The following is a 23,128-nucleotide window of genomic DNA, read 5'->3' as shown; positions in this document are numbered from 1 at the left end:
GTCTCCGTACGATCGACTGATGCCTGCGTCACAACCGTTGCGCCGTGCCGCGACCACGCGGCTCGACGCGGCGACCGGAGGCGGGGTCATCACCCGCACCGTGCTGCCGGGCGGCCTGCGTGTCGTCACCGAGGCGATGCCCGGCGTGCGCAGTGCCAGTGTCGGCGTGTGGGTGCCGGTCGGGTCGCGTGACGAGTCGCCGTCCCTCGCCGGTACCAGCCACTTCCTCGAGCACCTGCTGTTCAAGGGCACCGGCCACCGGTCCGCGCTCGACATCGCCCGTGAGATGGACGCGGTGGGCGGCGAGTTCAACGCCTTCACCGAGAAGGAACACACCTGCTTCTACGCGACCGTCCTCGACCGTGACCTCGCGACGGCGATCGACGTCGTCGGCGACGTCGTGCTCGACGCGACGGTCGCCGCCCCCGACGTCGAGGTCGAGCGCGGTGTCGTGCTCGAGGAGATCTCGATGCGCGACGACGACCCCGGCGACCTCGTGCACGACGAGTTCGCGTCCGCGCTGCTGGGCGACACCCCGCTCGGGCGGCCGATCCTCGGCACCGTCGAGTCGATCGGCGCCCTCACCCGCCGCCAGATCGCCGGGTACTACCACCGGCGCTACACCACCGACGCGATGGTCGTGGCGGTGGCGGGCAACGTCGAGCACGCCGAGGTCGTGCGCCTGGTGCGCCGGGTCTTCGGCGGCCGCCTCGACGCCGCCCGCGGCCAGCAGCTGCCCCGCCCGTCCGGACGGGCGGTGTCGACCCGGCCGGTCGAGGCCGTCCGCGTCATCGGAGACGACACCGAGCAGGCCAACCTCGTCCTGGGCGGCCACGGGCTGTCCCGGCACGACGAGCGGCGGTGGGCACTCGGGGTGCTGTCGTCCGCGCTGGGCGGCGGCATGAGTTCGCGGCTGTTCCAGCGCATCCGCGAGGAGCGCGGGTTGGCCTACTCGGTCTACTCGTTCACGTCCGGCTACGCCGACGACGGCCAGTTCGGCGTGTACGCCGGCTGTCAGCCGGGCAAGACCGACGAAGTGCTGTCGATCATGTGCGCCGAACTCGACGCGGTGGCCGGCGGCGCGCTCGACCACGACGAGATCGAGCGGGGCAAGGGGCAGCTGCGCGGCAGCCTGGTGCTCGGCCTCGAGGACGCCGGCTCGCGCATGACCCGCATCGGCAAGGCCGAGATCGCCCACGGGGAGATCCTCGGCCTGGACGAGGTCCTGCGCCGCATCGACTCGGTCACGCCGCAGCAGGTCGCCGAGGTCGCCGCCGACGTGCTGACGCGTCCGCGCTGCCTGACCGTGGTAGGACCGTTCGGTGAGCACGACTTCGACAGCGCAGTCTGACCGAGGCGACCAGGGGGCCTTCTCATGACCGACCCGTCCGTGCCGATCCGCATCGGCGTCCTCGGTGCCCGCGGCCGTATGGGCCAGCAGGTGTGCCGCGCGGTCGACGCCGCGTCCGACCTCGATCTCGTCGCCATGGTCGACGCGGGCGACTGGCTGTTCAGCGTCGCCGACGCCGGCGCGCAGGTGCTCGTCGACTTCACCCACCCCGATGTCGTCATGGACAACATCCGCTTCGCGATCGACCAGGGCATCCACGCCGTGGTCGGGACGACCGGCATCACCGCCGAGCGCCTCGCCACCGTCCAGGGCTGGCTCGACGACGCCCAGCACAAGGTCGGGGTGCTGGTCGCGCCGAACTTCGGCATCGGGGCCGTGCTGTCGATGAAGTTCGCGCAGCTGGCCGCGCGGTTCTACGAGACCGCCGAGGTCGTCGAGCTCCACCACCCCGGCAAGGTCGACGCGCCCAGTGGCACCGCCGTCCGCACCGCCGAGATCATCGCGGCCGCGCGGGCCGACGCGGGGCTCGACGCCCCGCCCGACGCCACCACCCAGTCGCTCGACGGCGCGCGCGGCGCGTCCGTCGACGGCGTGCACGTGCACGCCCTGCGGGTGCGCGGCATGGTGGCGCACCAGGAGATCGTGTTCGGCGGCGAGGGCGAGACGCTCACCATCCGCCACGACTCGCTCGACCGGGTGTCGTTCATGCCCGGCGTGCTGCTCGGCGTGCGTTCGGTTTCGTCCCGGCCCGGGCTCACCGTCGGGCTGGAAGCCCTGCTCGACCTGTAGTGCCGCTTTCCGACCTCCTCCGGCCCGGCCTGCGGGTCGTGCTGACGGGGACGATCGCCGCCTGGCACCGGGCCGAACGCGACCACTACTACGCGGGTGCGGGCAACAAGTTCTGGGTGCTGCTGCACGAGAGCGGGCTCGTCCCGGTCGAGCTGGCGCCCGAGCAGGACGCCGAGGTGCTCGAGCACGGCATCGGGCTCACCGATCTCGTCCGCACCGAACACCGCGTGCCCGGCGAGCCTCCGGTCTGGGACCTCGCCGGGTTCGAGCGACGCCTGCGCCGTGCCCGTCCGCGAGTTATCGCGTTCGTGAGCAAAACCGCGGCGGGTTCGTACGCGCGCGCCACCGGGCAGCGGCAGCCGCAGGGCTATGGCGAGCTGTCGTGGACGGTGGCCGGGCGGCCGGCGTTCGTCCTGCCCGGCCCGTCCGGCGCGAACAACGGCATGCCGCTGCCCCTGCGGGTCGCCCTCTGGCGGGATCTCGCCGACTTCCTCGAGCACGTCGGCTGAGCGCGTCAGTCGCGTCCGACGTGGGTGTCGAGCCAGGTGACGACGGGCACGGTCTGCCGCCACAGTTTCGCTATCTCGCTGCGGGCGGCGGGGGTGTGCAGCCACTCGGGGAAGCGCTCGTCCCGTGAGACGGTGAGCGTCTTGTGGCGCAGCAGCTCCGCGCGCGGATGCTCTTTGTCGTAGCCGGACGGCACGCGGGTGAGCGTCTCGCCACCGAGCGTCCAGCCCTTGCGGACCGCGTTCGTCACGGCCTTGACCAGCTGGGGCCCGACGACGTCGTCGGCGATCGCCCGGCGCAGCCGCTGCACCTGCGCCGAACTGCTCTGCCAGTACCCGGCGGCGAGGAACAGCCCCGCGGCCGACACCTGCAGGTACACCGACGTCTCGCCGAACCAGATGCCCTGGTGGGTCTTGTACGGCGTCTTGTCCTTGCTGAAGCGGACGTCCCGGTAGGGCCGGAACATCTTGTACTCGCCCCACTGCGCCGCGAGTTCGGTCGCCAGTTCGGTCAGCGGCGCCTTCACCGCCTCGTCGTAGACGTGTTTGTGCGCCGTCCAGAACCCCTTGCTGTTGTCGTTCTCGAGGTCCTCGTAGAAGTCCAGCGCGGCCGCCGGGATGCCTGCGAACGCCATGCGAACGAGCCTAGGCTGGGCGCATGTCCGACCACGACGCCGACCCGTTGCAGGACCGTGCCCGCCGTGCCGAGCAGGTCGCGGCCACGCTGATCGGCCTCGACGTCGAGGCCGCGCGCGCCGAGGTCGCCCGCCACGACGAGCTGTGGGTGCGCTTCGCCGAGGCGGGCACGCCGGTCACGGCCGACTTCGGCTTCGGGCGCATCACGGCCACCACGCAGGACGGCCGCGTCATCGCGGCGTCCGCCGGCTGAATCGCAAGCCGGCCGACGCGACGGCGCTTCGTCCTCGAATCCGCGCGCGGCGCAGGTGGCCGGCGACCCACGCGGTGAGGGCAGCCGCGGTCGGGCAGGTCGGTCACGACCCCAGTTCGGTGTGCAGGCGCAGTTCGCGCAACTCGCCGTCGCCGGTGTCCAGGGCACGGACGACCCCGTCGGGTGCCCATCCGGCCGACTCGAGGAACGGCAGGGTGGCGGTGTCGCCCTCGGGGATCCACATGACGAGCCGGGTCACGCCCTCGGCGCGGGCGGTGTCGACGACGGCGGCGAGCAGGCGTGAACCGTGACCGCGGCGGCCCCACCGGGATTCGACGAGCAGCACCGCGACGGCGGCCGTGTCGGCCTGCCCACCGTCGTCGGGGTCGTCGGGCGGGCCGAACGCGGCGAAGCCGACCCGCCAGTCCTGCTCCATCGCGACGAGCACGTGGTGACGGGCGGACGGGGGAGTGGCGATCGCCGCCCCCCATGCCTGCGCGGCCGTCCCGTGGTCGAGCTGGTCGAGCACGGCGGACGGCACGACCCGGGTGTACGCGGTGCGCCAGGTGTCGACCTGGATGCGCCCGATCTCGGCCGCGTCGTCGGGGACGGCGGGACGCACGCTGACATCTGCCACCCGCTCGACACTACGGCTGCGGTACGCCCCCGGACGCGGCGTGGTCGTGACCCCACCCGTCGGGGCCCGGGGAGCCGGGTGAGTGGTCGAGGTCCTCGGGCAGGTCCGGCGCCTCACGCAGCGTGTGACCTGCCGCCGCCGCCAGGACGACGACCGCCGCGCCGACCAGCATGAGCGTGACGCCGCCGGCCACATAGCTGTCGGAGGCCGCGTCGGCCACGATGACGACCACGCCGGCCACGAGCGCGAGCGCGCCGGTCCAGGTGGTCACCCGCCGGCCCGCCCAGGCGCCGTAGCGGGCCAGCACCAGCCCGAGCGCCAGGAGCAGCACCCCGGTGCCCGTCGCGCCGAACTCGTCGGCAAGACCCGAGACGCCGGAGAGCAGCAGCAGCAGGGCGGCGACGACGAACGCGGTGGCGACACCGGGACGGCCCTTGCGCTCGGCCGCGAAGGCGACCGCCACGTACAGCAGCCCGAACACCAGGGCCACGTACCCGGGCGCGGACGTGTCCGGGGTGTCGATCGGCCCGCCCGACACGGACCCGAGCGCGGACCGGGTGACGTCGTCACCGGCGACCTTGAAGCCGATGTAGCCGGGGACGCCGAGGGCGACGAGGCCGAGCAGGAACGTCCGGCCGCGCATCCCGCGGACGAGCAGGTACGAGGCCAGCCAGCCGAGGATCGAGACGAGGTACACCGCGTCCACGTTGAACGGCGTGCTCGACGCGCTCACGGTGACGAACAGCAGCGCCAGCGGCAGCGAGAACGCGCCGAGCACGGCGCCCGCCGTCGCGAGCGGACCGTCGCGGCGGGCGACGGCGAGGGCGTATCCCGCGAGCAGCAGCACGCCGAACACCGCGAAGCCCAGGAAGCGACGGCTCGTGTCGGGACCGTCCGGCGACCCATCGCCGAAGCCGCGGAACAACCCCTCGATCAGGTACCCGATCGACCAGACCAGGCCGCCGGCGATGACCAGCGCCGCGCCCGCTCCGGCCAGCGACACCCCGAACCGCGGTTCGGGGCGGACGCGCGTGCGCGCTCCCAGCTGCAGGCGCAGACCCGGTGCCGCCTGACCCGGGGGCGGGCCGAACGGCTCCCCGTGGGGGTGCCCGTACTGCTCGCCGTACGGCTGGCCATAGGGCTGGTCATAGGGCTGGCCGTACTGAGGGTGCTGGCCGTACTGCTGGCCGTACTGGGGGTACTGCGGTCCCTGGGCGTCGTCCGGGTTGCCGTGCTCGGGCGGACGGGGCGGCTGGCTCATGATCCACACCTTAGGAAGGTCGGGCCGTGCGTGCGCGCCGGAACGGTGGGGACGGGTCCCCGCCCCCGTCGGGCGTCGCTGTCGGTGGGGCTCCGTAGCGTCCGGCCCGTGAGGATGAGTGCCGAACAGGCGCGCCGCATCGCCCTGGCCGCGCAGGGTTTCGCCGACCCGCGGCCGTCCGGCCGGGTCGACGCACGCCACGTGCGCCGGGTGCTCGAGCGGGTCGTGCTGCTGCAGATCGACTCGGTGAACGTGTTCTCCCGCAGCCACTACCTGCCGGTGTTCGCGCGGCTCGGCCCCTACCCGCACGCCCTGCTCGACCGCATCACCGGCTACGAGCGCACGCCGCGGCGTCCCGAGATGTTCGAGTACTGGGCCCACGCCGCGTCGCTCATCCCGGTCGGGCTGCACCCGCTGCTGCGCTGGCGCATGGACCGCGCGCACACCGAGCCGTGGCCGCACATCCGCCGCATCGCCGCCGAGAACCCGCAGCTGATGGACGACGTCCGCCGGCTGGTGGCCGAGAACGGTCCCGTCGTCGCGGGCGACACCGAGATCCCGCGTCCGGCCCCGCGGCCGGGCCACATGTGGAACTGGTCCGACGGCAAGACCGCGCTCGAGTACCTCTTCTACGCCGGCGAGATCACCACGGCGAAGCGGGTGAACTTCGAGCGCTGGTACGACCTCACCGAGCGGGTGCTGCCGCCCGAGGTGGTGGGCACGCCGACGCCCGCGGTGGCCGACGCCCAGCGCGAGCTGGTGCGGCTGGCCGCCCGCGCGCAGGGGGTCGCGACGATCGCCGACCTCGCCGACTACTTCCGGCTGCTGCAGGCCGACACCAAGGCGGCGGTCGCCGACCTCGTCGGCACGGGGGAGCTGCTGCCGGTCGAGGTCGACGGGTGGTCCCGTCCGGCCTACCTCTGGCGCGAGGCCAAGCGGCCCCGGCGCGTCTCGGCCCGCGCGCTGCTGTCCCCGTTCGACTCGCTGGTCTGGTTCCGCGAGCGGACGGAACGCCTGTTCGGCTTCCACTACCGCATCGAGATCTACACGAAGGAGGCCGAGCGGCGGTACGGCTACTACGTGCTGCCGTTCCTGCTGGGCGAGCAGCTGGTCGGCCGGGTCGACCTGAAGTCCGACCGGCAGGCGGGCGTGCTGCGGGTGCAGGCGGCGTGGATCGAACCCGGTCACGACCCCGCCCACGTCGCCCCCGAACTGGCCGCCGAGCTCGCGAGCACCGCGTCGTGGCTGGGCCTGGCCGCCGTCGAGGTCGTGCCGCGCGGCGACCTCGCCGGGCCGCTCGCCGAGTGCGTGGCGGGTGGGGGCGCGGGGTCCGCTCCGGGTTAGAGTCGGGCCCACCCCACGCCAGTTCGGAGATCGCCGTATGCCCGCCATCGTCCCGCTCAAGGTCCAGGCCATCGCCTGGACGCACTTCGAGGCGCCGGCCGACGTGCCGTGGGAGACCGACGCCGAGGGCGGGGAGGCGCTGGCCGAGTTCGCCGGCCGTGCCTGCTACCAGTCGTGGAGCAAGCCGAACCCCCGCACCGCCACCAACGCGGGCTACCTGCAGCACATCCTCGAGGTCGGGCACCTGTCGGTGCTCGAGCACGGGTCGGTGAGCTTCTACCTCTCGGGCATCTCGCGCTCGCTGACGCACGAGCTGATCCGCCACCGGCACTTCAGCTACTCGCAGCTGTCCCAGCGCTACGTCCCGGAGAAGGACGCCGCGATGGTCGAACCCGGGGTCATCGCCGACGACCCCGAGCTGCACGCGAAGTTCGTGGCCGCCTCCGACGCCGCGGTCGCCGCCTACACCGAGCTGCTCGAGGGCCTGGAGAAGAAGTTCGCCGACGTCGAGCACGCGACGCTGCGGCGCAAGCAGGCCCGGCAGGCCGCGCGGGCGCTGCTGCCCAACGCCACCGAGACCCGCATCGTCGTCACCGGCAACTACCGCGCCTGGCGGCACTTCGTCGCGATGCGCGCCTCCGAGCACGCCGACGTCGAGATCCGCGAGCTGGCCGTGGCCTGCCTGCGCGAGCTGCAGCGCATCGCCAGCAACGCGTTCGCCGACTTCGAGATCACGGCACTGCCCGACGGCACCGAGGTCGCGTCGAGCCCGATGGTCAGCGAGGGCTGAGCGCTCGCGACCCGGCGATAAGCTGACGAGATGACGTCCCGCCCCTTCGGCCGTGTGCTCACGGCCATGGTCACGCCGTTCGACGTGACGGGCAGCGTCGACCTGAAGCAGGCGGCCGAGCTCGCCACCTGGCTCGTCGACGAGCAGGGCAACGACGGACTGGTCATCAGCGGCACCGGCGGCGAGTCGCCCACGACCACCGACGCCGAGAAGTCCGACCTGCTGCAGGTGGTGCTCGAAGCCGTCGGCGACCGCGCCCACGTCGTCGCGGGGGTCGGCACCTTCGACACGGTGCACACGATCCACCTCGCCGAGGCAGCCGCGAAGGCAGGCGCCCACGGCCTGCTCGTCGTCACGCCGTACTACTCACGCCCCACCCAGGCGGGGTTGCTGCAGCACTTCCGTGCCGTCGCCGACGCCACCGACCTGCCCGCGATGCTGTACGACATCCCCGTCCGCAGCGGCGTCCCGATCGAGGAGCGCACGCTCGTCGAGCTCGCCGCGCACGACCGCATCGTGGCCGTCAAGGACGCCAAGAACAACGTGGTGTCGACGTCGCGGGTGATCGCCGAGACCGGCCTCGCCTACTACTGCGGCGAGGACGCCGGCCTGCTGCCGTGGCTGTCCGTCGGCGCGGTCGGCGTCGTCGGCACCTCCACCCACTTCTGCGCCCGCGAGACGAAGGCGCTCATCGAGGCATTCGAACGCGGCGACACCGCCGAGGCGCTGCGGCTGCACCGGCAGCTGCTGCCCATCTACACCGGCATCTTCAAGCTGCCGGGCACCGTGCTGGTGAAGGCGGGCCTGCGATTGCGCGGCATCGACGTCGGTCCGGTCCGGCTGCCGCTCGTCGACGCGACCGACCACGACATCAGCCACCTGCGCGAGGATCTCGCCGCCGCCGGCCTGCTCTGATCGCGGACGCACCCGGCCACCGCCGGGCGTTTCTCCACGGCAACCCTCTACCTGACGGTTAGGTTCGGGAGCGTGGACAGTTCTACCGACACGCGCTCCGACGCCGACACCGGCTGGGACGACCTGCCCCGCGACCAGGGGACGGCCGCCACCGACAGCTGGGGTGAGGACCTGCCTCCGGTGCCCGCGCCGGCCCGCAAGCGCGCCGCCCGGAAGACGACCACGTCCCGCTCCGGGGCACCGACCGCCCGCAAGAGCCCCGCGCGGAAGTCGGCGTCCCGAAAGAGCCCGTCGCGCAAGACAGCGGCCCGCAAGACCCCTGCCCGGACGGCCGCGGCCCGCTCGCCGCTCGCCGTGCCCTTCGTCGGCGCCGGCAAGGCCCTCGCCGCGGTGTGGCGCGCTCTGGCCCTCATGATCGGCGGCCTGGCCCGCGCGGCGGGGCGCAACGCCGCCACGGCCCGTGAGCTGCCGGCCGAGCACCGCCGCGACGGTGCCGCACTCGGCGTGCTCGCCCTGGCGCTGGTGATGGCGGTCGCGGTCTGGGTCCAGGCGGCGGGCCCCGTCGGACGGGTGCTCGAGGCCGCTGTGCGGGTGCTCGTCGGCAACGCCGCGCTGCTGGTGCCGGTCGTGCTCGCCGTGGCCGGCGTGCACATGCTGCGACAGTCACCCGCCCCCGAGACGCGGGGCCGGGTCCTCGTCGGGGGTCTGGCCATCGCGCTGGCGGTCGTCGGCCTGTTCGACGTGTGGTCCGCCAGCCCCGGCGACACCGCCGGCCGGGAGCACGCCGGCGGGCTGCTGGGCACGCTGACCGGCGCGTCCCTGGCGCGCGGCCTCGGCGACGCGATCGCGGTGCCGCTGCTGGCCCTGGTGGGTGCCTTCGGCATCCTCGTCGTCACCGCGACCCCGATCACGGTGCTCGTCGACTACGTCGCCCGGCTCGTGGGCCTGCGCGACGACCCGTCCGACGCGACGGACGCTGCGGACGAGCTCCCCGCCCACCCGGCGGACGAGGACGAGGTGCCCGCCGCACCCCGCCGACGGCGCCGCCTCGTCGCGCAGGCCGCGCCCGAGGCCGCCACCGAGGACATCCCCGTCGTCGACCTGTCGGAACCGGTCACGCCGGCCAGCGAGGTGCGCAAGCCGCGCAAGCCGCGCACGCCCGCGGCTGCCGAGCCCGAGCTGCCGCCCATCGACCGTCCGGTGCAGCTCGAGCTGGCGGGTGGTGCCGGGCTCTACACCCTGCCCTCGCTCACGTCGCTCGCCCAGGGCAGCCCGCATCTCGAGCACACCAAGGCCAACGACGAGGTCATCGCCGCCCTGCAGCAGGTGTTCGCCGAGTTCGACGTCGACTGCGCCGTCACCGGCTTCAACCGCGGCCCCACCGTCACCCGCTACGAGGTCACCCTCGGCCCGGGCGTGAAGGTCGAGCGCATCACGAACCTGACCCGCAACATCGCGTACGCGGTGAAAAGCGCGGAAGTGCGCATTCTCAGCCCCATCCCGGGCAAGAGCGCCGTCGGCGTCGAGATCCCGAACGCCGACCCCGAGGTCGTGATGATCGGTGACGTGCTGCGCTCGAACGTCGCCCAGCGCGACCAGCACCCGATGCTCGTGGCCCTCGGCAAGGACGTCGAGGGCGGCTTCGTCGTCGCGAACCTCACCAAGATGCCCCACCTGCTGGTCGCGGGCGCGACCGGTGCGGGCAAGTCGAGCTGCATCAACACGCTGATCCTGTCGGTGCTCACCCGCGCGACACCCGATCAGGTACGCATGGTGCTCATCGACCCCAAGCGCGTCGAGTTCGCGGCCTACCAGGGCATCCCGCACCTGGTCACCCCGGTCATCACGAACGCCAAGAAGGCAGCCGACGCGCTGCAGTGGGTCGTGCGCGAGATGGACATGCGCTACGAGGACATGGAGACCTCGGGCGTCCGCCACATCGACGACTTCAACCGCAAGGTGCACTCCGGCGAGCTGAAGGCCCCGCCCGGATCGGAGCGCGTCTACCAGGCGTACCCGTACCTGCTCGTGATCGTCGACGAGCTCGCCGACCTGATGATGGTCGCGCCCCGGGACGTCGAGGACTCGGTCGTCCGCATCACCCAGCTGGCGCGGGCCGCCGGCATCCACCTCGTCATCGCCACCCAGCGCCCGTCCGTCGACGTCGTCACCGGTCTGATCAAGGCGAATGTGCCCTCGCGACTCGGTTTCAAGACGTCGTCGCTGGCCGACAGCCGGGTCATCCTCGACCAGCCCGGCGCCGAGAAGCTGCTCGGCAAGGGTGACGCGCTGTTCCTGCCGATGGGTGCGTCGAAGCCCGCCCGCATGCAGGGAGCGTTCGTCACCGACGCGGAGATCAACTCGATCGTCGAGCACTGCAAGACCCAGCTGCAGCCGACCTACCGCGAGGACGTCACCGCGCCGCAGGCGCCGAAGAAGGAGATCGACGAGGAGATCGGTGACGATCTCGATCTCTTCCTCTCGGCGGTCGAGCTCGTCGTGTCGACGCAGTTCGGCTCGACGTCGATGCTGCAGCGCAAGCTGCGGGTGGGCTTCGCCAAGGCGGGCCGGCTGATGGACCTGATGGAGTCGCGCGAGATCGTCGGCCCGTCCGAGGGGTCGAAGGCGCGCGACGTGCTCGTGATGCCCGACGAGCTGGCCGGCCTGATGTACACGCTGCGCAACGGCGGCACTGCCGCCGACCTGGTCGCGTCCGACGACGAGCCGGACGCCGTCGCCGACCCGGACCTGCCGCGAGCCGGCGGGGACGCCTGACCCCGGACGTCGCCGGAACGCCGAAGGCCACCTGCCCCGTCGGGCAGGTGGCCTTCGTGCACGTAGGGATCGTCCGGCGGGCCGGACGTGGCTCAGCGGCGGTGCTTGGCGCTGTAGAACAGGGCGGTGAGCGAGAGCCGGCGCGCGCCGACGGGACGCCGGTGACGGCCGACGTACTCCTCGTCCTCCTCGGTCGCGATGCCGGCCGCGGTGGGCGTCCACGCCGTGTAGCGCGGGTCGACCCGATCGAGTGTCGCCATCGCGATCACCTCCCCTTCGGGACGGACGCTAGTGCCTGTGACGGCTGTGACTGGTGAGACCACGCCCCGGGCGTGTCGCAGCGGGCCGTCACGCGTCGAGCTGCAGCAGCATGCGGGTGTTGCCCAGGGTGTTCGGCTTCACGTACTCGAGGCCGAGGAACTCCGCGACGCCCGGGTCGTAGGACCGGCGCAGCGCGTCGTAGGTGTCCATGTCGACCACCCGGGCCTGTTCGATCTCGACGAAGCCGGCGTGGGCGAAGAACCGGGTGTGGAACGTCAGGGCGAACAACCGCGACAGCCCGAGATCGCTCGCCACCTCGACCAGGCCGTTCAGCAGTTGCCGGCCGATGCGCCGTTGCCGGTGGTCGGGGTGCACCGCCAGGGTGCGGATCTCACCCAGATCGGCCCACAGCACGTGCAGGGCGCCGCAGCCGACGACCTCGCCGGCGTACTCGGCGACCAGGAACTCCTGCACGTCCTCGTAGAGGCTGACGAGTTCCTTGGCCAGCAGCCGCCGTCCGGACCCGGCGTAGATGTCGACGAGCGCCTTCATCGCCGGGACGTCCGCGGTGCGCGCCCGGCGGACGGTGACGCCCGCCGTCATGGGGTCGGGGTCGTCCTCGGGCACGCTCCGACCGTAGCCGGGGACGCTCGCCGCACGCTCGTGGCATCCGCCACGCCCGCGCGCAGGTAACCTGGCCTGCGTGTCGTCGGCCCGTCGCAGCGTTGCGGTGCGCACCCTCGGGTGTGCACGCAACGAGGTCGACTCCGAGGAACTCGCCGGACGGCTCGCCGCCGGCGGGTGGCAGCTGACCGAGGACGCCGACGCCGCCGAGGTCGTCGTCGTCAACACGTGCGGCTTCATCGAGTCGGCCAAGAAGGACTCCATCGACGAGCTGTTCCTGCACATGGACGGCGACCGCAAGGTCGTCGCGGTCGGGTGTCTCGCCGAGCGCTACGGCGACCAGCTCGCCGAGTCGTTGCCCGAGGCGGACGCCGTCCTCGGTTTCGACTCCTACGCCGACATCGCCACCCGCCTCGACGACATCGCCGCCGGACGGCCGGTCGCCTCGCACCGCCCGCGCGACCGCCGCACCCTGCTGCCGGTGACGCCGGTGCAGCGTCCCGCCGCGGCCGCCCAGGTCGCCGTCCCCGGTCACGACTGGCTGCCCGAGAGCCGGGTCCGCCTCGACGACGCCCCGGTCGCCTACGTCAAGCTCGCGTCCGGCTGCGACCGCCGCTGCACCTTCTGCGCGATCCCGTCGTTCCGCGGCTCGTTCGTCAGCCGCAAGCCCGTCGACGTCCTGTCCGAGGCGGCGTGGCTCGCGGGCACCGGCGTCCGCGAGCTGGTGCTCGTCAGCGAGAACTCGACGTCCTACGGCAAGGACCTCGGCGACCTGCGCGCCCTCGAGGCCCTGCTGCCCGACCTCGGCGCCATAGACGGCATCGAGCGCGTCCGGGTCGCCTACCTGCAGCCGGCCGAGCTGCGACCCGACCTGCTGCGCGTCATCGCCGACACCTCCGGCGTCGCGCCGTACTTCGACCTGTCCTTCCAACACGCGAGCACGCCGGTGCTGCGGCGCATGAAGCGCTTCGGCGGCACCGAGTCGTTCCTCGACCTGCTGCACCGCGCCCGCGAGATCACGCCCGACCTCGGTGCGCGCAGCAACGTCATCGTCGGCTTCCCCGGCGAGACCGAGGACGACGTGGCCGAGCTCGAGCACTTCCTCAACGAGGCACGCCTCGACGCCATCGGCGTCTTCGGCTACTCGGACGAGGAGGGCACCGAGGCGGTCGGTTTCGACGGCAAGCTCGACGCCGACGAGATCGCCGCCCGCAAGGAGCGCATCCAGTCGCTGGCCGACGAGTTGGTGTCCCAGCGCGCCGAGGAGCGCGTCGGCACCCGCGTCGAGGTCCTGGTCGAGGAGCTGTCCGAGGACGGCGTCATCGGCCGGGCCGCCCACCAGGGACCCGAGGTCGACGGGCACGTGCTGCTCGTCGCGGGGGAGTCCAGCGGCGACGTCGAGGTGTCGCGCGGGCAGATCGTCCCCGCCTTCGTGGTCGACAGCGAGGGCACCGACCTCGTCGCGGAGGTCGCGGGGACGCCGTGGTGAGCGGCGAGCGCACCTCGCCTCCCGGCGGGGTCTCGCCGTCCGCCGGACCATCGACCGGACGTCCGGTGCCGCCGACGCGCGTCGCGGCCGCCCGCTCCGAGGAGCGGTCGGCGATGGCGCACGCCGCCGCCAACGCCGCCGAGCAGCTCAGCGCCGCCGCCGAGCGCCGCGCACCGCTCACCGACGACCCGATCGGCGATCCGCCGAGCCCGGCGTCGGCCTGGAACATCGCCAACGCCCTCACCGTGCTGCGACTGCTCCTCGTCCCCGTCTTCGTCTGGACGCTCTTCGCCCAGGGCGGCGACGACACCACCTGGCGCATCGTCGCGTGGGCGGTCTTCGCCCTGGCCTGCATCACCGACACCGTCGACGGCGACATCGCCCGCAAGCGGGGTCTCGTCACCGAGTTCGGCAAGCTCGCCGACCCCATCGCCGACAAGGCGCTGGTCGGGGCGGCGCTCATCGGGTTGTCGCTGCTGCACGAGCTGCCGTGGTGGGTCACCGTGGTCGTCCTCGTCCGCGAGGTCGGGGTCACCGTCCTGCGGTTCTGGGTGATCCGGCACGGCGTCATCCCGGCCAGCCGCGGCGGCAAGCTGAAGACGCTGTTGCAGAGCGTCGCCATCGGCCTGTTCGTGCTGCCGTCCTGGGGCTGGCTGCACCCGATCGCGTGGGTCGTCATGATCGCCGCCCTCGTCGTGGCCGTGGCGACCGGCGTCGACTACGTCGCGCGCGCCGTCCGGCTGCGCCGGGAATCCCTCGCGGCCGCCGTCCGTTGACGCCCTGACGGCCCCGTACCGGCCCTGCACCAGGCGTGTTCGCCGAGAGCGGACGCCGTCGCCGACACCCGACAGGCTGTCGGTGCTCCGAGTAGCGTGACCGTCAGACAGCGATCGACGCCCGGTCGGTCCCGCATCCGTCCCGAGGGGGTCCCGTGCCCGTACTGCGACAAGTCGTCGGCGACACCCTCCGTGCCCTGCGGCTGCGGCAGCGCCGCACCCTGCGCGAGGTCTCGTCCTCGGCGCGGGTGAGCCTCGGGTACCTGTCCGAGGTCGAGCGGGGCCAGAAGGAGCCGTCGTCCGAGTTGCTCGCCGCGATCTGCGGCGCGCTCGACGTCGAGCTGTCCGAGCTGTTCGCCGAGGTGAGCGACTCGCTGCGCCGCGAGGAGAAGCTGGCCCTCGCCGGCCGCGTCGCGCACATCCCCGCCGGTCACGGCCAGCCGTCCCCGGCGGTCGCCCCGGCGGCGGGCGGCGCGAGCGCCCAGGTGCGCTCGCTGCCCACCGTCGCCGCCTGACGCGCCGGTCCCGCAACGCTGTCGGACGGTCCTGTTAGCGTCCCGTCCGTCACATCAGTCACATCGGTTTCAGATCGAGCGACCCGCCGTCCGTCCTGCCGGACGGGACGTCGGGGAGAGGTAGCGTCCGCCGCGAGCACCGCCGAGGACGGCCCCAGCCCGCAGCTGGATCCGCCCGGGCAGCACGGCGGCCCTCGCTTCTCGGTCGGTTCCGACGGCAGGAGGCCACGCATGGGTGCATCGGCGAATCCGTTGTTCGACACGTTGTTCCGCCCGACCACGGACGACGCCCCGGCCCAGGCCGAGCACCGCGCGCCCGCGGTGCCCGCGGTGCCTCCCGCGCGACCGGCGCCGGTCGCACGCCCGGCTGCCGCCCCGGTCCCGGCGGTGGCCGCCCCCGTCCCGGCGGTGGCCTCCGCGGCTCCGGTGCGGGTCACCGGCACCCGCACCCGCGCCGGTAATGCGATGAGCCGCACCCGGGCAGCCCTGCTGTCGGGCGCCGCGCGGGCCGTGGCCACGAGCGGCACGCGCATCGCCATGGCCCAGGTCGCCACGGCGGCCGGCGTCGCCAAGGCAACGCTCTACAACCACTTCCGCACCCGCGACGCCGTGCTCGCCGCGCTCGTGCTCGACCAGGTGCAGCATCTCGTCGACGCGCACGCCGACGAGCCGCTCGACACCGCGCTGGCCGCGACCGCGCTCGCGATCTCGCGCAACGAGACGCTGCGGGGCCTGGCCGCCGTCGAGCCCGCCGCTCTCGCGGCGTTGGCCCGCATCGACGAGGACGCGCCGGCCTGGCAGCTGGCCCGCACCGGTGTCGCGCAGGTGCTGGCGGGGTCGGGTCGTACCGGCACCGACACCGTGCTGCGATGGCTCGCCTCGTTCCTGCTCAGCCCCGCTGCGCCGGCCACCATCGCCGACGACGTCGCCGTGCTCGTCGCCGGGCTCCCGGTGTCGACCGTGGCTGTCGACGCGGCCACGGAATCGGCGGCTGCATCTGCTGCGCAACCGCTCGCGGCGTCGGGCGCACCGGGGGCGCCGACGGCGTCGGTGGACGGCGCCCGCACCGCCTGAGACCGGCGTGTTCCGCCGTCGCCGCGCGGCCGACCCGGCCGACCCGGCCGTCGTGCTCGACGGGTTGCGGGCTGCCGTCGCCCGCCTCGAGCAGCAGCGCAGCGCCGCCGCCGAGGCCGCCGGACGGGCGTTCGTGTCCCAGGCCGAGGTCACTCGCATCTGCACCGAGCAGCTCGCTGCGCTCGCCGCGGCGTTCGGCGTGGCCGAGGAGTGCGAGACGACGGCGGTCCGAGCCGCCCGAGCCGCCCGCGACGACGCCGACCCGTCCGCCGAGGACCTCGAGCGGACGGTCGAGGCGTTGCGCGCCTCCCAGCAGGTGCTCGGCGGGGCGGCCGAGCCCATCCACGCCCTGCTCGCGCAGGCACGGGACAACACCGCCCAGGCCCGCGAGGTGCTGGCCCGTTCCCGCGCCGTGCTCGACGAGCAGATCCGCGCTCAGCTGCGCGCGCTGCAACGGTTCGAACGCGCCGAGATGGCCCGGGCCGCGGCCGCAGCTCGCGAGCGGCGCCGGTGACGGCTCGTCACACCGAACGGCCGCGACGGGCGGGATCGGGCTGGCAGCGGGGGCAGAAGTACGTGCCGCGGTGTCGCGGCGGCAGGCCCTGTTCCTCCCGCACGATCGGCGTGCGGCACCGAAGGCAGGGCTGACCGCCGCGCTCGTAGGTCCAGTGCTCGCGGCCGCGCTGCGTCGAGCCCGTCGTCGACTGCTCCGGGTGGTCGCGATTGGCGCGCAGCACGGTGAAGCACCGGTTGATCAGGGCGTCGAGGTCGGCGACGTCGTCGACGCGCGTCCACGGGTGCACGCGCTGCATGAACAGCACCTCGCACTTGTACATGTTGCCGACGCCGGCGAGGTTGCGCTGGTCGAGCAGGGCCTCGCCGATGGTGAGATCGGGTTCGCGGCGCAGGTTCGCCGCCGCCAGGCCCGGGTTCCAGTCGGGGCCGAGCAGGTCGGGTCCGAGGTGGTCGACGAACTCACCCTCGCCCGCCCGCGGCACGATCTTCAGGTCGTGCACCCGGTAGCCGGTCGCCAGCCAGTCGTCGTTGCCGAGCAGGGCCCGGATCATGTGGTCGGGATGGCGCCGCGGGCGGGGCTTCCCGGTGGCCGAGAGGTACCAGCTGCCGTCCATGCGCAGGTGGCTGTGCAGCGTGAGCTCGTCCCCGGGACCGCCGATGCGCGTGAGGATGTGCTTGCCGCGGGCCAGCACCTCGCTCACCTGCCGACCGCGCAGGTCGACGGTGGCGAGCGCCGGGATGCGGAAGTCCGACACCGTCAACGGCCGCCCCGCCAACGCCTTGTGCAGCCGGTTCGCGGTGAGCCACACCGTGTCGCCCTCGGGCACGTGCAGCCTCCGTCCGATCCGACACTCCGTGGGCGCAGGCGGATGGCCCGGCTCGTGGTTCGACCCTAGGCGCGCAACCGCAACCCGCCCCGCGGTGTCGGGCGGAACCCGGCCGCGGTGAGCGCGTCCCCGAGCGCGGAGGTGGCCACGGGGGCGCCGTCGGCCTTCTCGACCTGCAGACGGCCGAGCGCTCCGTCGCGGACGGCGAGCGCGAGCGCGTCGGCGGCCGGCTGCAGCACGTCCGGATCGTCGCTGAACGACAGCAGCGTGCGTCCGCCGCGCTCGACGTAGAGCACGCACGCGCCGTCGACGAGCACGACGAGTGAGCCCGCCTTGCGAGCGGCCTGGTGCCCGCGCTTGCCGTCCTCGGCCGGCGCCTGCGGGAAGGGCAGCGCCGCGCCGTAGGGGTTCGCGGGGTCGGTGGCGGCGAGCACGAGAGCCGTGGCGCCCTCGGCCGCGCGGGTGTCGAGCGGACGCGCCTCGGCACGCAGCCGGTCGACCGCCCCGGGCAGGGCGAACTGCGAGGCACCCAGACCCTCGACGAAGTAACCGCGGCGCGCGCGCCCGCTCTCCTCGGCCTGCTTGAGCACGGCGTAGACGGCGGCGAAGCCGCCCTCGATGCGTTCGGCCATCACCGCGCCGCGGGTCACCACGCCGTACCGGTCGAGCAGCACGTCGGCGGCGGCCAACGCGCGCCGGGTGGGGTCGAGATCGCGCACCGGCACCGCCGACCAACGGCCCGCCATGCCGAACGGGGCCGCCCGTCCGCCGGCGCCGCCGCCGGGCGCGACCAGCCCGCCGTAGCGGCCGTACCGGGTCGAGCGCGGACGCCGGGGAGCGGCCGCGCGCTTGTGTGCCGTGCGGCCGCCCGAGCCGAGCAGCGATCGCACCGGCGCGATGGTGTCGTTGGTGAGCCATCCGCCCCAGACGAGGTCCCACACGGCCCGGACGACCGCCTGGTCGGACTCGAACGATTCGGCGCCCGCCATCGCCCGGTCGACGAGGGCCTTGAAGAAGACCGCCTCGTCGGCCCCGACCGCGTCGCGCAGCGCGACCGCCACGGATTCGTCGACCTCGTCCGGCGGCGGCAGCACGAGGGGTGCGATCTCGGCGGGCGCGAGCGTGACCCAGCCGTCGTTCGTCCCCAGCGCACCCGCGCCGGACCACACGACGTCTCCCGACAGGGTCAGTTCGTCGAGCAGGGCGGGGGAGTACCCCGCCACCCGGGACGGGAGCACGAGGGTCTCGAGCGCGCTGGCGGGCACGACCACGCCCGCGAGTTGCTCGATCGCCCGCATCAGGCCGTCGACCCCCCGGGACGCCCGCGTGCCCAGCCCCTGCCACGACGGCACGAAGCGGGCGAGGGCGTCGGGCGGAACCGGCTCGACCTCCTTGCGCAGGGCGGCGAGCGACCGACGCCGGATCGCCCGCAGCACCTCGGCGTCGCACCACTCGGTGGCCATGCCGCCGGGGCGGAACTCGCCCTGGACGAGCCGGCCGGACGCGCCGAGCCGCGCCAGCGCGGACCCGACGACGGCGACACCGAGCCCGAGCCGCTCGGCGGCGTCGGTGGCCACGAACGGGCCGTGGGTGCGCGCGAACCGGGACACGAGGTCGCCCAGCGGGTCCTTCACGGGCTCGGTGAACGCCTCGGGCACCCCGACCGGGATCGCCGCGCCCAGCGCGTCGCGCACGCGTCCGGCGTCCTCGATGGCCAGCCACCGTTCCTCACCCGCGATGCGGACGCGGATCGCGCGGCGCGACTCCTCGAGGGCGGCGAGATCGGCGGCGCTCGCCCCCCGGGCGATGGCCTCGGCGGTCGTCAGGTCGCCGACGGCGCGCAGCAGGTCGTGCACGCCGTCGGTGCCCTTGGCCTGCCGGTCGGGCGCCAGCCGGGCGATCTCGGCCTCGACCTGGGCGATGGCCTCGGGGTCGAGCAGCTCGCGCAGGTCGGTCGCGCCCAGCAGCTCGGCGAGCAGGGCGGAGTCGAGCGACAGCGCCTGCGCCCGGCGTTCGGCCAGCGGCGCGTCGCCCTCGTACATGAACACGCCGACGTAGCCGAACAGCAGCGACCGGGCGAACGGCGACGCGGACGACGTCTCGACCTCGACGAGCTTCACCGACCGGTTCGCGAGCTCGCGCATCAGCCCGACGAGGCCGGGCAGGTCGAAGACGTCCTGCAGGCACTCGCGCATGGCCTCGAGCACGACGGGGAAGTCGCCGTACTCGCCGGCGACCTGCAGCAGCTGGTTGGCCCGCTGCCGCTGCTGCCACAGCGGCGTGCGGCGGCGGGGGTCGCGGCGGGGCAGCAGCAGGGAACGGGCCGCGCACTCGCGGAACCTGGACGCGAACAGCGCCGACGAGCCGACCTCGCTCGTCACGAGCGCCTCGATGTCGTCCGGTTCGAACACGGCGATCTCGCCGCCGGGCGGTTCGGCGTCGGTCTCGGGCAACCGGAGCACGATGCCGTCGTCGGAGTGCATCGCCGACACCTCGAGCCCGTGCCGCTCGCGCAGCCGCGCCGCGATGGCCAGCGCCCACGGGGCGTTGACCGGTGCGCCGAACGGCGAGTGGACGACCAGCTGCCAGTCGCCCAGTTCGTCGCGGAAACGCTCGACGAGCACGGTGCGGTCGTCGGGCAGGTGGCCGGTGGCCTCGCGCTGCTCGGCCAGGTAGGTCACCAGGTTGGCCGCGCCCCACTCGTCGAGGCCGGCCGCGCGGGCCCGCGACAGGGCCTCGTCGGGCTTGGCGTTGGCCACCTCGCGCAGGAAGGTGCCCAGGGCCCGCCCGAGCTCGACCGGACGGCCGGGCTGGTCACCCTTCCAGAACGGCATCTTGCCCACCTCGCCCGGCGCGGGCGTGACCAGCACGCGGTCGTGGGTGATGTCCTCGATACGCCAGGACGACGAGCCGAGCAGGAACACGTCGCCGACCCGCGACTCGTAGACCATCTCCTCGTCGAGCTCGCCGACGCGCCGGCCGGGACCCTCGCCACCGGCGAGGAAGACGCCGAACAGCCCGCGGTCGGGGATGGTGCCGCCGCTGGTCACCGCCAGGTGCTGCGCGCCCCGGCGCGGGGTGAGTTCGCCACCCACACGGTCCCACACCAGCCGTGGCCGCAGCTCGGCGAACGCGTCGGACGGGTAGCGCCCGGCGAGCATGTCGAGCGTGGCCTCGAGCGCGGAGCGGGGGAGCCCGGCGAACGGAGCCGCCCGGTGGACCAGCGCCTCGAGTTCGTCGACGGAGACGGTGTCCATGGCCACCATGGCGACGATCTGCTGCGCCAGCACGTCGAGCGGGTTGCGCGGGTAGCGCATCGACTCGATCTGCCCGTCGCGCATGCGCTCGGCGACGACCGCGCACTCGAGCAGGTCACCGCGGAACTTCGGGAAGATCACGCCGCGGGACACGGCGCCGACCTGGTGACCGGCCCGGCCGACCCGCTGCAGGCCTGCCGCCACCGACGGCGGCGACTCGACCTGGACGACGAGGTCGACGGCGCCCATGTCGATGCCCAGCTCGAGCGACGAGGTCGCGACGACGGCGGGCAGCCGTCCGCCCTTCAGTTCCTCCTCGACGATGGATCGCTGTTCCCGCGACACCGACCCGTGGTGAGCCCGTGCCACGACGGTCTCGCCCGCCGGGCGCCCCGACCCCGCCTGCGCCATCACCTCGGCCGGGGCCTTCCCCGACTCGTCGAGCTCGGCGCCGGCCCGTTCGGCGGCCAGCTCGTTGAGCCGGGCGGTCAACCGCTCGGCCAGGCGCCGGGAGTTGGCGAACACGATCGTCGAGCGGTGCTCGCTCACCAGGTCGAGCACGCGCTCCTCGACGTGAGGCCAGATCGACGCCCGCCGCTGCGCGCCCGATGCGGCGCCGGTGAGGTCGTCGGTGGGCTCGCCGATGGCGGACATGTCCTCGACGGGGACGACGACCTCGAGCTCGAACGTCTTGGACGCCGGCGGCTGCACGATCGTGACCGGCCGTCCGCCGGCCAGGAAGGTCGCGACCTCGTCGACCGGGCGGACGGTGGCCGACAGCCCGATGCGCTGGGCGGGCTTCTCCAGCAGCAGGTCGAGGCGCTCGAGCGACACCGCGAGGTGCGCGCCCCGCTTCGTGGCGCACACCGCGTGCACCTCGTCGATGATCACCGTGTCGACCCCGCGCAGCGACTCGCGCGCGGCGGACGTCAGCAGCAGGAACAGCGATTCGGGGGTGGTGATGAGGATGTCGGGCGGGCGCCGGGTGAACAGCCGCCGCTCCTCGGCGGACGTGTCGCCCGAGCGCATGCCGACGGTGACCTCGGGTTCGGGCAGTTCGAGGCGCGCCGCCGCCTGCCGGATGCCCGCCAGCGGACCGCGCAGGTTGCGCTCGACGTCGACGGCCAGCGCCTTCAGCGGGCTGACGTAGAGCACGCGGCAGCGTCGCTTCGGTTCCTCCGGGACGGGTTCGGTCGCCAGCCGGTCGAGCGCGGACAGGAACGCCGCCAGCGTCTTGCCCGACCCGGTGGGGGCGACGACGAGCGCGTGCTCACCGCGCGCGATCGCGTCCCACGCGCCCTGCTGGGCCGGCGTCGGCGCCGCGAACGCGCCGTCGAGCCAGGCCTGCGTGGCGGGGGAGAAGGTCACGGCCTCCATGGTGCCCGCGGGGTACGACAACACGCGCGGATTCGGAGTGCCGGCCGGGACGCTGCTACTCTTGGCGTGCGACCAGCCTGTGCTCTCACCGGCGCAGGCGTGCAAGCGGAAGCCCACAGCCTCCCACCCGAGCCGCAGTTCCATCGGCGCGCCGGGTCCGGTCCGCGGTTCCCGGCCCCGCCGGTGAGCCGGAGCACGCCTGTCGTGCTCGTGCGGACCGGTCGAGAACCGGGGCCCCGCCGGCACAGGCCGCGGGGCCCTTTCGCACGACGGGGCCCGATCTACAGCCAGACCGTAGGAGGTCCCATCAGCTCCGAACCCAGGATCAACGACAGGATCCGCGTCCCCGAAGTACGTCTCGTCGGTCCCGAGGGCGAGCAGGTCGGCATCGTGCCGATCGGCAAGGCGCTCGAGCTGGCCGCCGAGTCGGACCTGGATCTGGTCGAGGTCGCACCGATGGCGCGTCCGCCCGTCTGCAAGCTCATGGATTACGGCAAGTTCAAGTACGAGACGGCCCAGAAGGACCGCGAGAACCGCCGCAACCAGACGCTGACGGTCATCAAGGAGATGAAGCTCCGCCCCAAGATCGACTCGCACGACTACGAGACCAAGAAGGGTCACGTCGAGCGGTTCCTGAAGGCGGGCGACAAGGTGAAGGTCACGATCATGTTCCGTGGCCGCGAGCAGTCCCGCCCCGAGCTGGGCTTCCGGCTGCTGCAGCGTCTCGCCGAGGACATCACCGAGCTCGGCTACGTCGAGTCCTCTCCGAAGCAGGACGGCCGCAACATGGTCATGGTCGTGGCGCCGCACCGCACCGCGAAGCCCGCCCGGGCTGCGCGTCCGGCCGATGCCGCACCTGCTGCGCCGGCCGAGTCCGCGCCGGCCGAGTCCGCGCCCGCCGAGTAGGCAGCCGTACCACCAGAACGTCCGCACCACCGACGAAGGAACCGACACCGATGCCGAAGAACAAGACCCACAGCGGGATGAAGAAGCGCGTGCGCATCACCGGCCGCGGCAAGATCCGCAGCGAGCGCGCGAACATGCAGCACAAGTTCGAGCACAAGTCCTCGCGCCACAAGCGCCGGCTGTCCGGCACGTCCGGCGTCGCGGCGTCCGACGTCAAGCGCGTGAAGAAGATGCTCGGGCTCTGAGCCC

At 73.5% G+C, this 23,128-nt stretch carries 22 protein-coding genes; 15 read left to right on the top strand and 7 right to left on the bottom strand.

Annotated features, from left to right (window positions below; all coding sequences use genetic code 11):
* Nucleotides 1-19: 19 nt before the first annotated feature.
* Genes ACYVP9_RS08300 through ACYVP9_RS08290 form a run of 3 tightly spaced genes read left to right on the top strand, consistent with a single transcriptional unit; the run spans nt 20 to nt 2,649 of the window.
* On the top strand, nt 20-1,351 hold the full coding sequence (locus ACYVP9_RS08300; protein WP_460604213.1) for a M16 family metallopeptidase: 1,332 nt from the start codon (nt 20-22) through the stop codon (nt 1,349-1,351).
* 24 nt (nt 1,352-1,375) lie between these two features.
* The gene (dapB, locus tag ACYVP9_RS08295) at nt 1,376-2,140 is read left to right on the top strand and encodes a 4-hydroxy-tetrahydrodipicolinate reductase (RefSeq protein WP_460604212.1); all 765 of its coding nucleotides are present in this window, start codon (nt 1,376-1,378) and stop codon (nt 2,138-2,140) included.
* Nucleotides 2,140-2,649, top strand: a complete 510-nt coding sequence (locus ACYVP9_RS08290; RefSeq protein ID WP_460604211.1) for a mismatch-specific DNA-glycosylase — start codon at nt 2,140-2,142, stop codon at nt 2,647-2,649. Before dapB ends, ACYVP9_RS08290 begins: the two co-directional genes overlap by 1 nt.
* 5 nt (nt 2,650-2,654) lie before the next feature.
* On the opposite strand, the gene ACYVP9_RS08285 is transcribed toward ACYVP9_RS08290, so the two are convergent.
* On the bottom strand, nt 2,655-3,281 hold the full coding sequence (locus ACYVP9_RS08285) for a DUF2461 domain-containing protein (RefSeq protein ID WP_460604210.1): 627 nt from the start codon (nt 3,279-3,281) through the stop codon (nt 2,655-2,657).
* 23 nt (nt 3,282-3,304) lie between these two features.
* On the opposite strand from ACYVP9_RS08285, the gene ACYVP9_RS08280 reads away from it, so the two are divergent.
* Nucleotides 3,305-3,535, top strand: coding sequence for a hypothetical protein (locus ACYVP9_RS08280; protein WP_460604209.1), 231 nt, complete (start codon nt 3,305-3,307; stop codon nt 3,533-3,535).
* A 103-nt stretch (nt 3,536-3,638) separates the two neighbouring features.
* Here ACYVP9_RS08280 and ACYVP9_RS08275 read toward each other — a convergent pair whose 3' ends face one another.
* The gene (locus tag ACYVP9_RS08275) at nt 3,639-4,172 is read right to left on the bottom strand and encodes a GNAT family N-acetyltransferase (RefSeq protein WP_460604208.1); all 534 of its coding nucleotides are present in this window, start codon (nt 4,170-4,172) and stop codon (nt 3,639-3,641) included.
* A 10-nt stretch (nt 4,173-4,182) separates the two neighbouring features.
* Complete coding sequence (locus tag ACYVP9_RS08270) at nt 4,183-5,433, bottom strand: hypothetical protein (RefSeq protein WP_460604207.1); 1,251 nt, start codon at nt 5,431-5,433, stop codon at nt 4,183-4,185.
* 114 nt (nt 5,434-5,547) lie between these two features.
* Between ACYVP9_RS08270 and ACYVP9_RS08265 the strand changes: the two genes are divergently transcribed.
* The 4 genes from ACYVP9_RS08265 to ACYVP9_RS08250 all read left to right on the top strand — a co-directional run bounded on the left by ACYVP9_RS08265 (nt 5,548) and on the right by ACYVP9_RS08250 (nt 11,257).
* Nucleotides 5,548-6,777: a winged helix-turn-helix domain-containing protein gene (locus tag ACYVP9_RS08265; RefSeq protein WP_460604336.1), complete on the top strand. Its 1,230-nt coding sequence runs from the start codon at nt 5,548-5,550 to the stop codon at nt 6,775-6,777.
* A gap of 37 nt (nt 6,778-6,814) precedes the next feature.
* Entirely contained in the window at nt 6,815-7,567 is a 753-nt protein-coding gene (gene thyX, locus ACYVP9_RS08260) for an FAD-dependent thymidylate synthase (protein ID WP_460604206.1), read from the top strand.
* A gap of 30 nt (nt 7,568-7,597) precedes the next feature.
* Nucleotides 7,598-8,482, top strand: a complete 885-nt coding sequence (dapA, locus tag ACYVP9_RS08255) for a 4-hydroxy-tetrahydrodipicolinate synthase family protein (RefSeq protein ID WP_460604205.1) — start codon at nt 7,598-7,600, stop codon at nt 8,480-8,482.
* 411 nt (nt 8,483-8,893) lie between these two features.
* Nucleotides 8,894-11,257, top strand: a complete 2,364-nt coding sequence (locus ACYVP9_RS08250) for an FtsK/SpoIIIE family DNA translocase (RefSeq protein WP_460604335.1) — start codon at nt 8,894-8,896, stop codon at nt 11,255-11,257.
* A gap of 92 nt (nt 11,258-11,349) precedes the next feature.
* Here the strand turns inward: ACYVP9_RS08250 and ACYVP9_RS08245 are convergent, their stop codons facing one another.
* Together ACYVP9_RS08245 and ACYVP9_RS08240 are read right to left on the bottom strand one after the other, a co-directional pair.
* Nucleotides 11,350-11,517 carry a hypothetical protein gene (locus tag ACYVP9_RS08245; protein ID WP_460604204.1) on the bottom strand — a complete coding sequence of 56 codons (168 nt, stop codon included), beginning with the start codon at nt 11,515-11,517 and terminating at the stop codon, nt 11,350-11,352.
* An 88-nt stretch (nt 11,518-11,605) separates the two neighbouring features.
* Complete coding sequence (locus ACYVP9_RS08240) at nt 11,606-12,121, bottom strand: amino-acid N-acetyltransferase (RefSeq protein ID WP_460604334.1); 516 nt, start codon at nt 12,119-12,121, stop codon at nt 11,606-11,608.
* 91 nt (nt 12,122-12,212) lie between these two features.
* On the opposite strand from ACYVP9_RS08240, the gene rimO reads away from it, so the two are divergent.
* From rimO to ACYVP9_RS08215, 5 genes are all read left to right on the top strand, one after another.
* Nucleotides 12,213-13,631, top strand: coding sequence for a 30S ribosomal protein S12 methylthiotransferase RimO (gene rimO, locus ACYVP9_RS08235; protein ID WP_460604333.1), 1,419 nt, complete (start codon nt 12,213-12,215; stop codon nt 13,629-13,631).
* A gap of 113 nt (nt 13,632-13,744) precedes the next feature.
* Complete coding sequence (gene pgsA, locus ACYVP9_RS08230) at nt 13,745-14,407, top strand: CDP-diacylglycerol--glycerol-3-phosphate 3-phosphatidyltransferase (protein ID WP_460604332.1); 663 nt, start codon at nt 13,745-13,747, stop codon at nt 14,405-14,407.
* Nucleotides 14,408-14,562: 155 nt separating this feature from the next.
* Nucleotides 14,563-14,922: a helix-turn-helix domain-containing protein gene (locus tag ACYVP9_RS08225; protein WP_460604203.1), complete on the top strand. Its 360-nt coding sequence runs from the start codon at nt 14,563-14,565 to the stop codon at nt 14,920-14,922.
* A gap of 231 nt (nt 14,923-15,153) precedes the next feature.
* Nucleotides 15,154-15,996, top strand: coding sequence for a TetR/AcrR family transcriptional regulator (locus tag ACYVP9_RS08220; RefSeq protein WP_460604202.1), 843 nt, complete (start codon nt 15,154-15,156; stop codon nt 15,994-15,996).
* Between the two features lie 7 nt (nt 15,997-16,003).
* Nucleotides 16,004-16,510 (top strand): hypothetical protein, encoded by a 507-nt coding sequence (locus ACYVP9_RS08215; protein WP_460604201.1) that lies wholly within the window; start codon nt 16,004-16,006, stop codon nt 16,508-16,510.
* 7 nt (nt 16,511-16,517) lie between these two features.
* Here the strand turns inward: ACYVP9_RS08215 and ACYVP9_RS08210 are convergent, their stop codons facing one another.
* Together ACYVP9_RS08210 and ACYVP9_RS08205 are read right to left on the bottom strand one after the other, a co-directional pair.
* The gene (locus tag ACYVP9_RS08210) at nt 16,518-17,339 is read right to left on the bottom strand and encodes an Fpg/Nei family DNA glycosylase (RefSeq protein ID WP_460604200.1); all 822 of its coding nucleotides are present in this window, start codon (nt 17,337-17,339) and stop codon (nt 16,518-16,520) included.
* A 65-nt stretch (nt 17,340-17,404) separates the two neighbouring features.
* On the bottom strand, nt 17,405-21,973 hold the full coding sequence (locus ACYVP9_RS08205; protein WP_460604331.1) for an ATP-dependent helicase: 4,569 nt from the start codon (nt 21,971-21,973) through the stop codon (nt 17,405-17,407).
* 279 nt (nt 21,974-22,252) lie between these two features.
* Between ACYVP9_RS08205 and infC the strand changes: the two genes are divergently transcribed.
* Nucleotides 22,253-22,879: a translation initiation factor IF-3 gene (gene infC, locus ACYVP9_RS08200; RefSeq protein ID WP_460604330.1), complete on the top strand. Its 627-nt coding sequence runs from the start codon at nt 22,253-22,255 to the stop codon at nt 22,877-22,879.
* A gap of 50 nt (nt 22,880-22,929) precedes the next feature.
* Nucleotides 22,930-23,124, top strand: a complete 195-nt coding sequence (rpmI, locus tag ACYVP9_RS08195) for a large ribosomal subunit protein bL35 (protein ID WP_460604199.1) — start codon at nt 22,930-22,932, stop codon at nt 23,122-23,124.
* The last annotated feature ends 4 nt before the right edge of the window (nt 23,125-23,128 follow it).

This window comes from Jatrophihabitans fulvus, assembly GCF_054781375.1.
This window is presented reverse-complemented; position numbering and strand designations above follow the sequence as displayed.

What these genes read in the sequence shown, in the direction of transcription:
- ACYVP9_RS08220 (WP_460604202.1), top strand. Translation starts at nt 15,154, where the DNA reads ATGGGTGCATCGGCGAATCCGTTGTTCGACACGTTGTTCCGCCCGACC.
- ACYVP9_RS08300 (WP_460604213.1), top strand. Translation starts at nt 20, where the DNA reads ATGCCTGCGTCACAACCGTTGCGCCGTGCCGCGACCACGCGGCTCGAC.
- rpmI (WP_460604199.1), top strand. Translation starts at nt 22,930, where the DNA reads ATGCCGAAGAACAAGACCCACAGCGGGATGAAGAAGCGCGTGCGCATC.
- pgsA (WP_460604332.1), top strand. Translation starts at nt 13,745, where the DNA reads ATGGCGCACGCCGCCGCCAACGCCGCCGAGCAGCTCAGCGCCGCCGCC.
- ACYVP9_RS08265 (WP_460604336.1), top strand. Translation starts at nt 5,548, where the DNA reads ATGAGTGCCGAACAGGCGCGCCGCATCGCCCTGGCCGCGCAGGGTTTC.
- ACYVP9_RS08250 (WP_460604335.1), top strand. Translation starts at nt 8,894, where the DNA reads ATGATCGGCGGCCTGGCCCGCGCGGCGGGGCGCAACGCCGCCACGGCC.
- ACYVP9_RS08205 (WP_460604331.1), bottom strand. Translation starts at nt 21,973, where the DNA reads ATGGAGGCCGTGACCTTCTCCCCCGCCACGCAGGCCTGGCTCGACGGC.
- ACYVP9_RS08240 (WP_460604334.1), bottom strand. Translation starts at nt 12,121, where the DNA reads ATGACGGCGGGCGTCACCGTCCGCCGGGCGCGCACCGCGGACGTCCCG.
- ACYVP9_RS08270 (WP_460604207.1), bottom strand. Translation starts at nt 5,433, where the DNA reads ATGAGCCAGCCGCCCCGTCCGCCCGAGCACGGCAACCCGGACGACGCC.
- ACYVP9_RS08245 (WP_460604204.1), bottom strand. Translation starts at nt 11,517, where the DNA reads ATGGCGACACTCGATCGGGTCGACCCGCGCTACACGGCGTGGACGCCC.
- dapB (WP_460604212.1), top strand. Translation starts at nt 1,376, where the DNA reads ATGACCGACCCGTCCGTGCCGATCCGCATCGGCGTCCTCGGTGCCCGC.
- ACYVP9_RS08285 (WP_460604210.1), bottom strand. Translation starts at nt 3,281, where the DNA reads ATGGCGTTCGCAGGCATCCCGGCGGCCGCGCTGGACTTCTACGAGGAC.
- ACYVP9_RS08280 (WP_460604209.1), top strand. Translation starts at nt 3,305, where the DNA reads ATGTCCGACCACGACGCCGACCCGTTGCAGGACCGTGCCCGCCGTGCC.
- thyX (WP_460604206.1), top strand. Translation starts at nt 6,815, where the DNA reads ATGCCCGCCATCGTCCCGCTCAAGGTCCAGGCCATCGCCTGGACGCAC.
- dapA (WP_460604205.1), top strand. Translation starts at nt 7,598, where the DNA reads ATGACGTCCCGCCCCTTCGGCCGTGTGCTCACGGCCATGGTCACGCCG.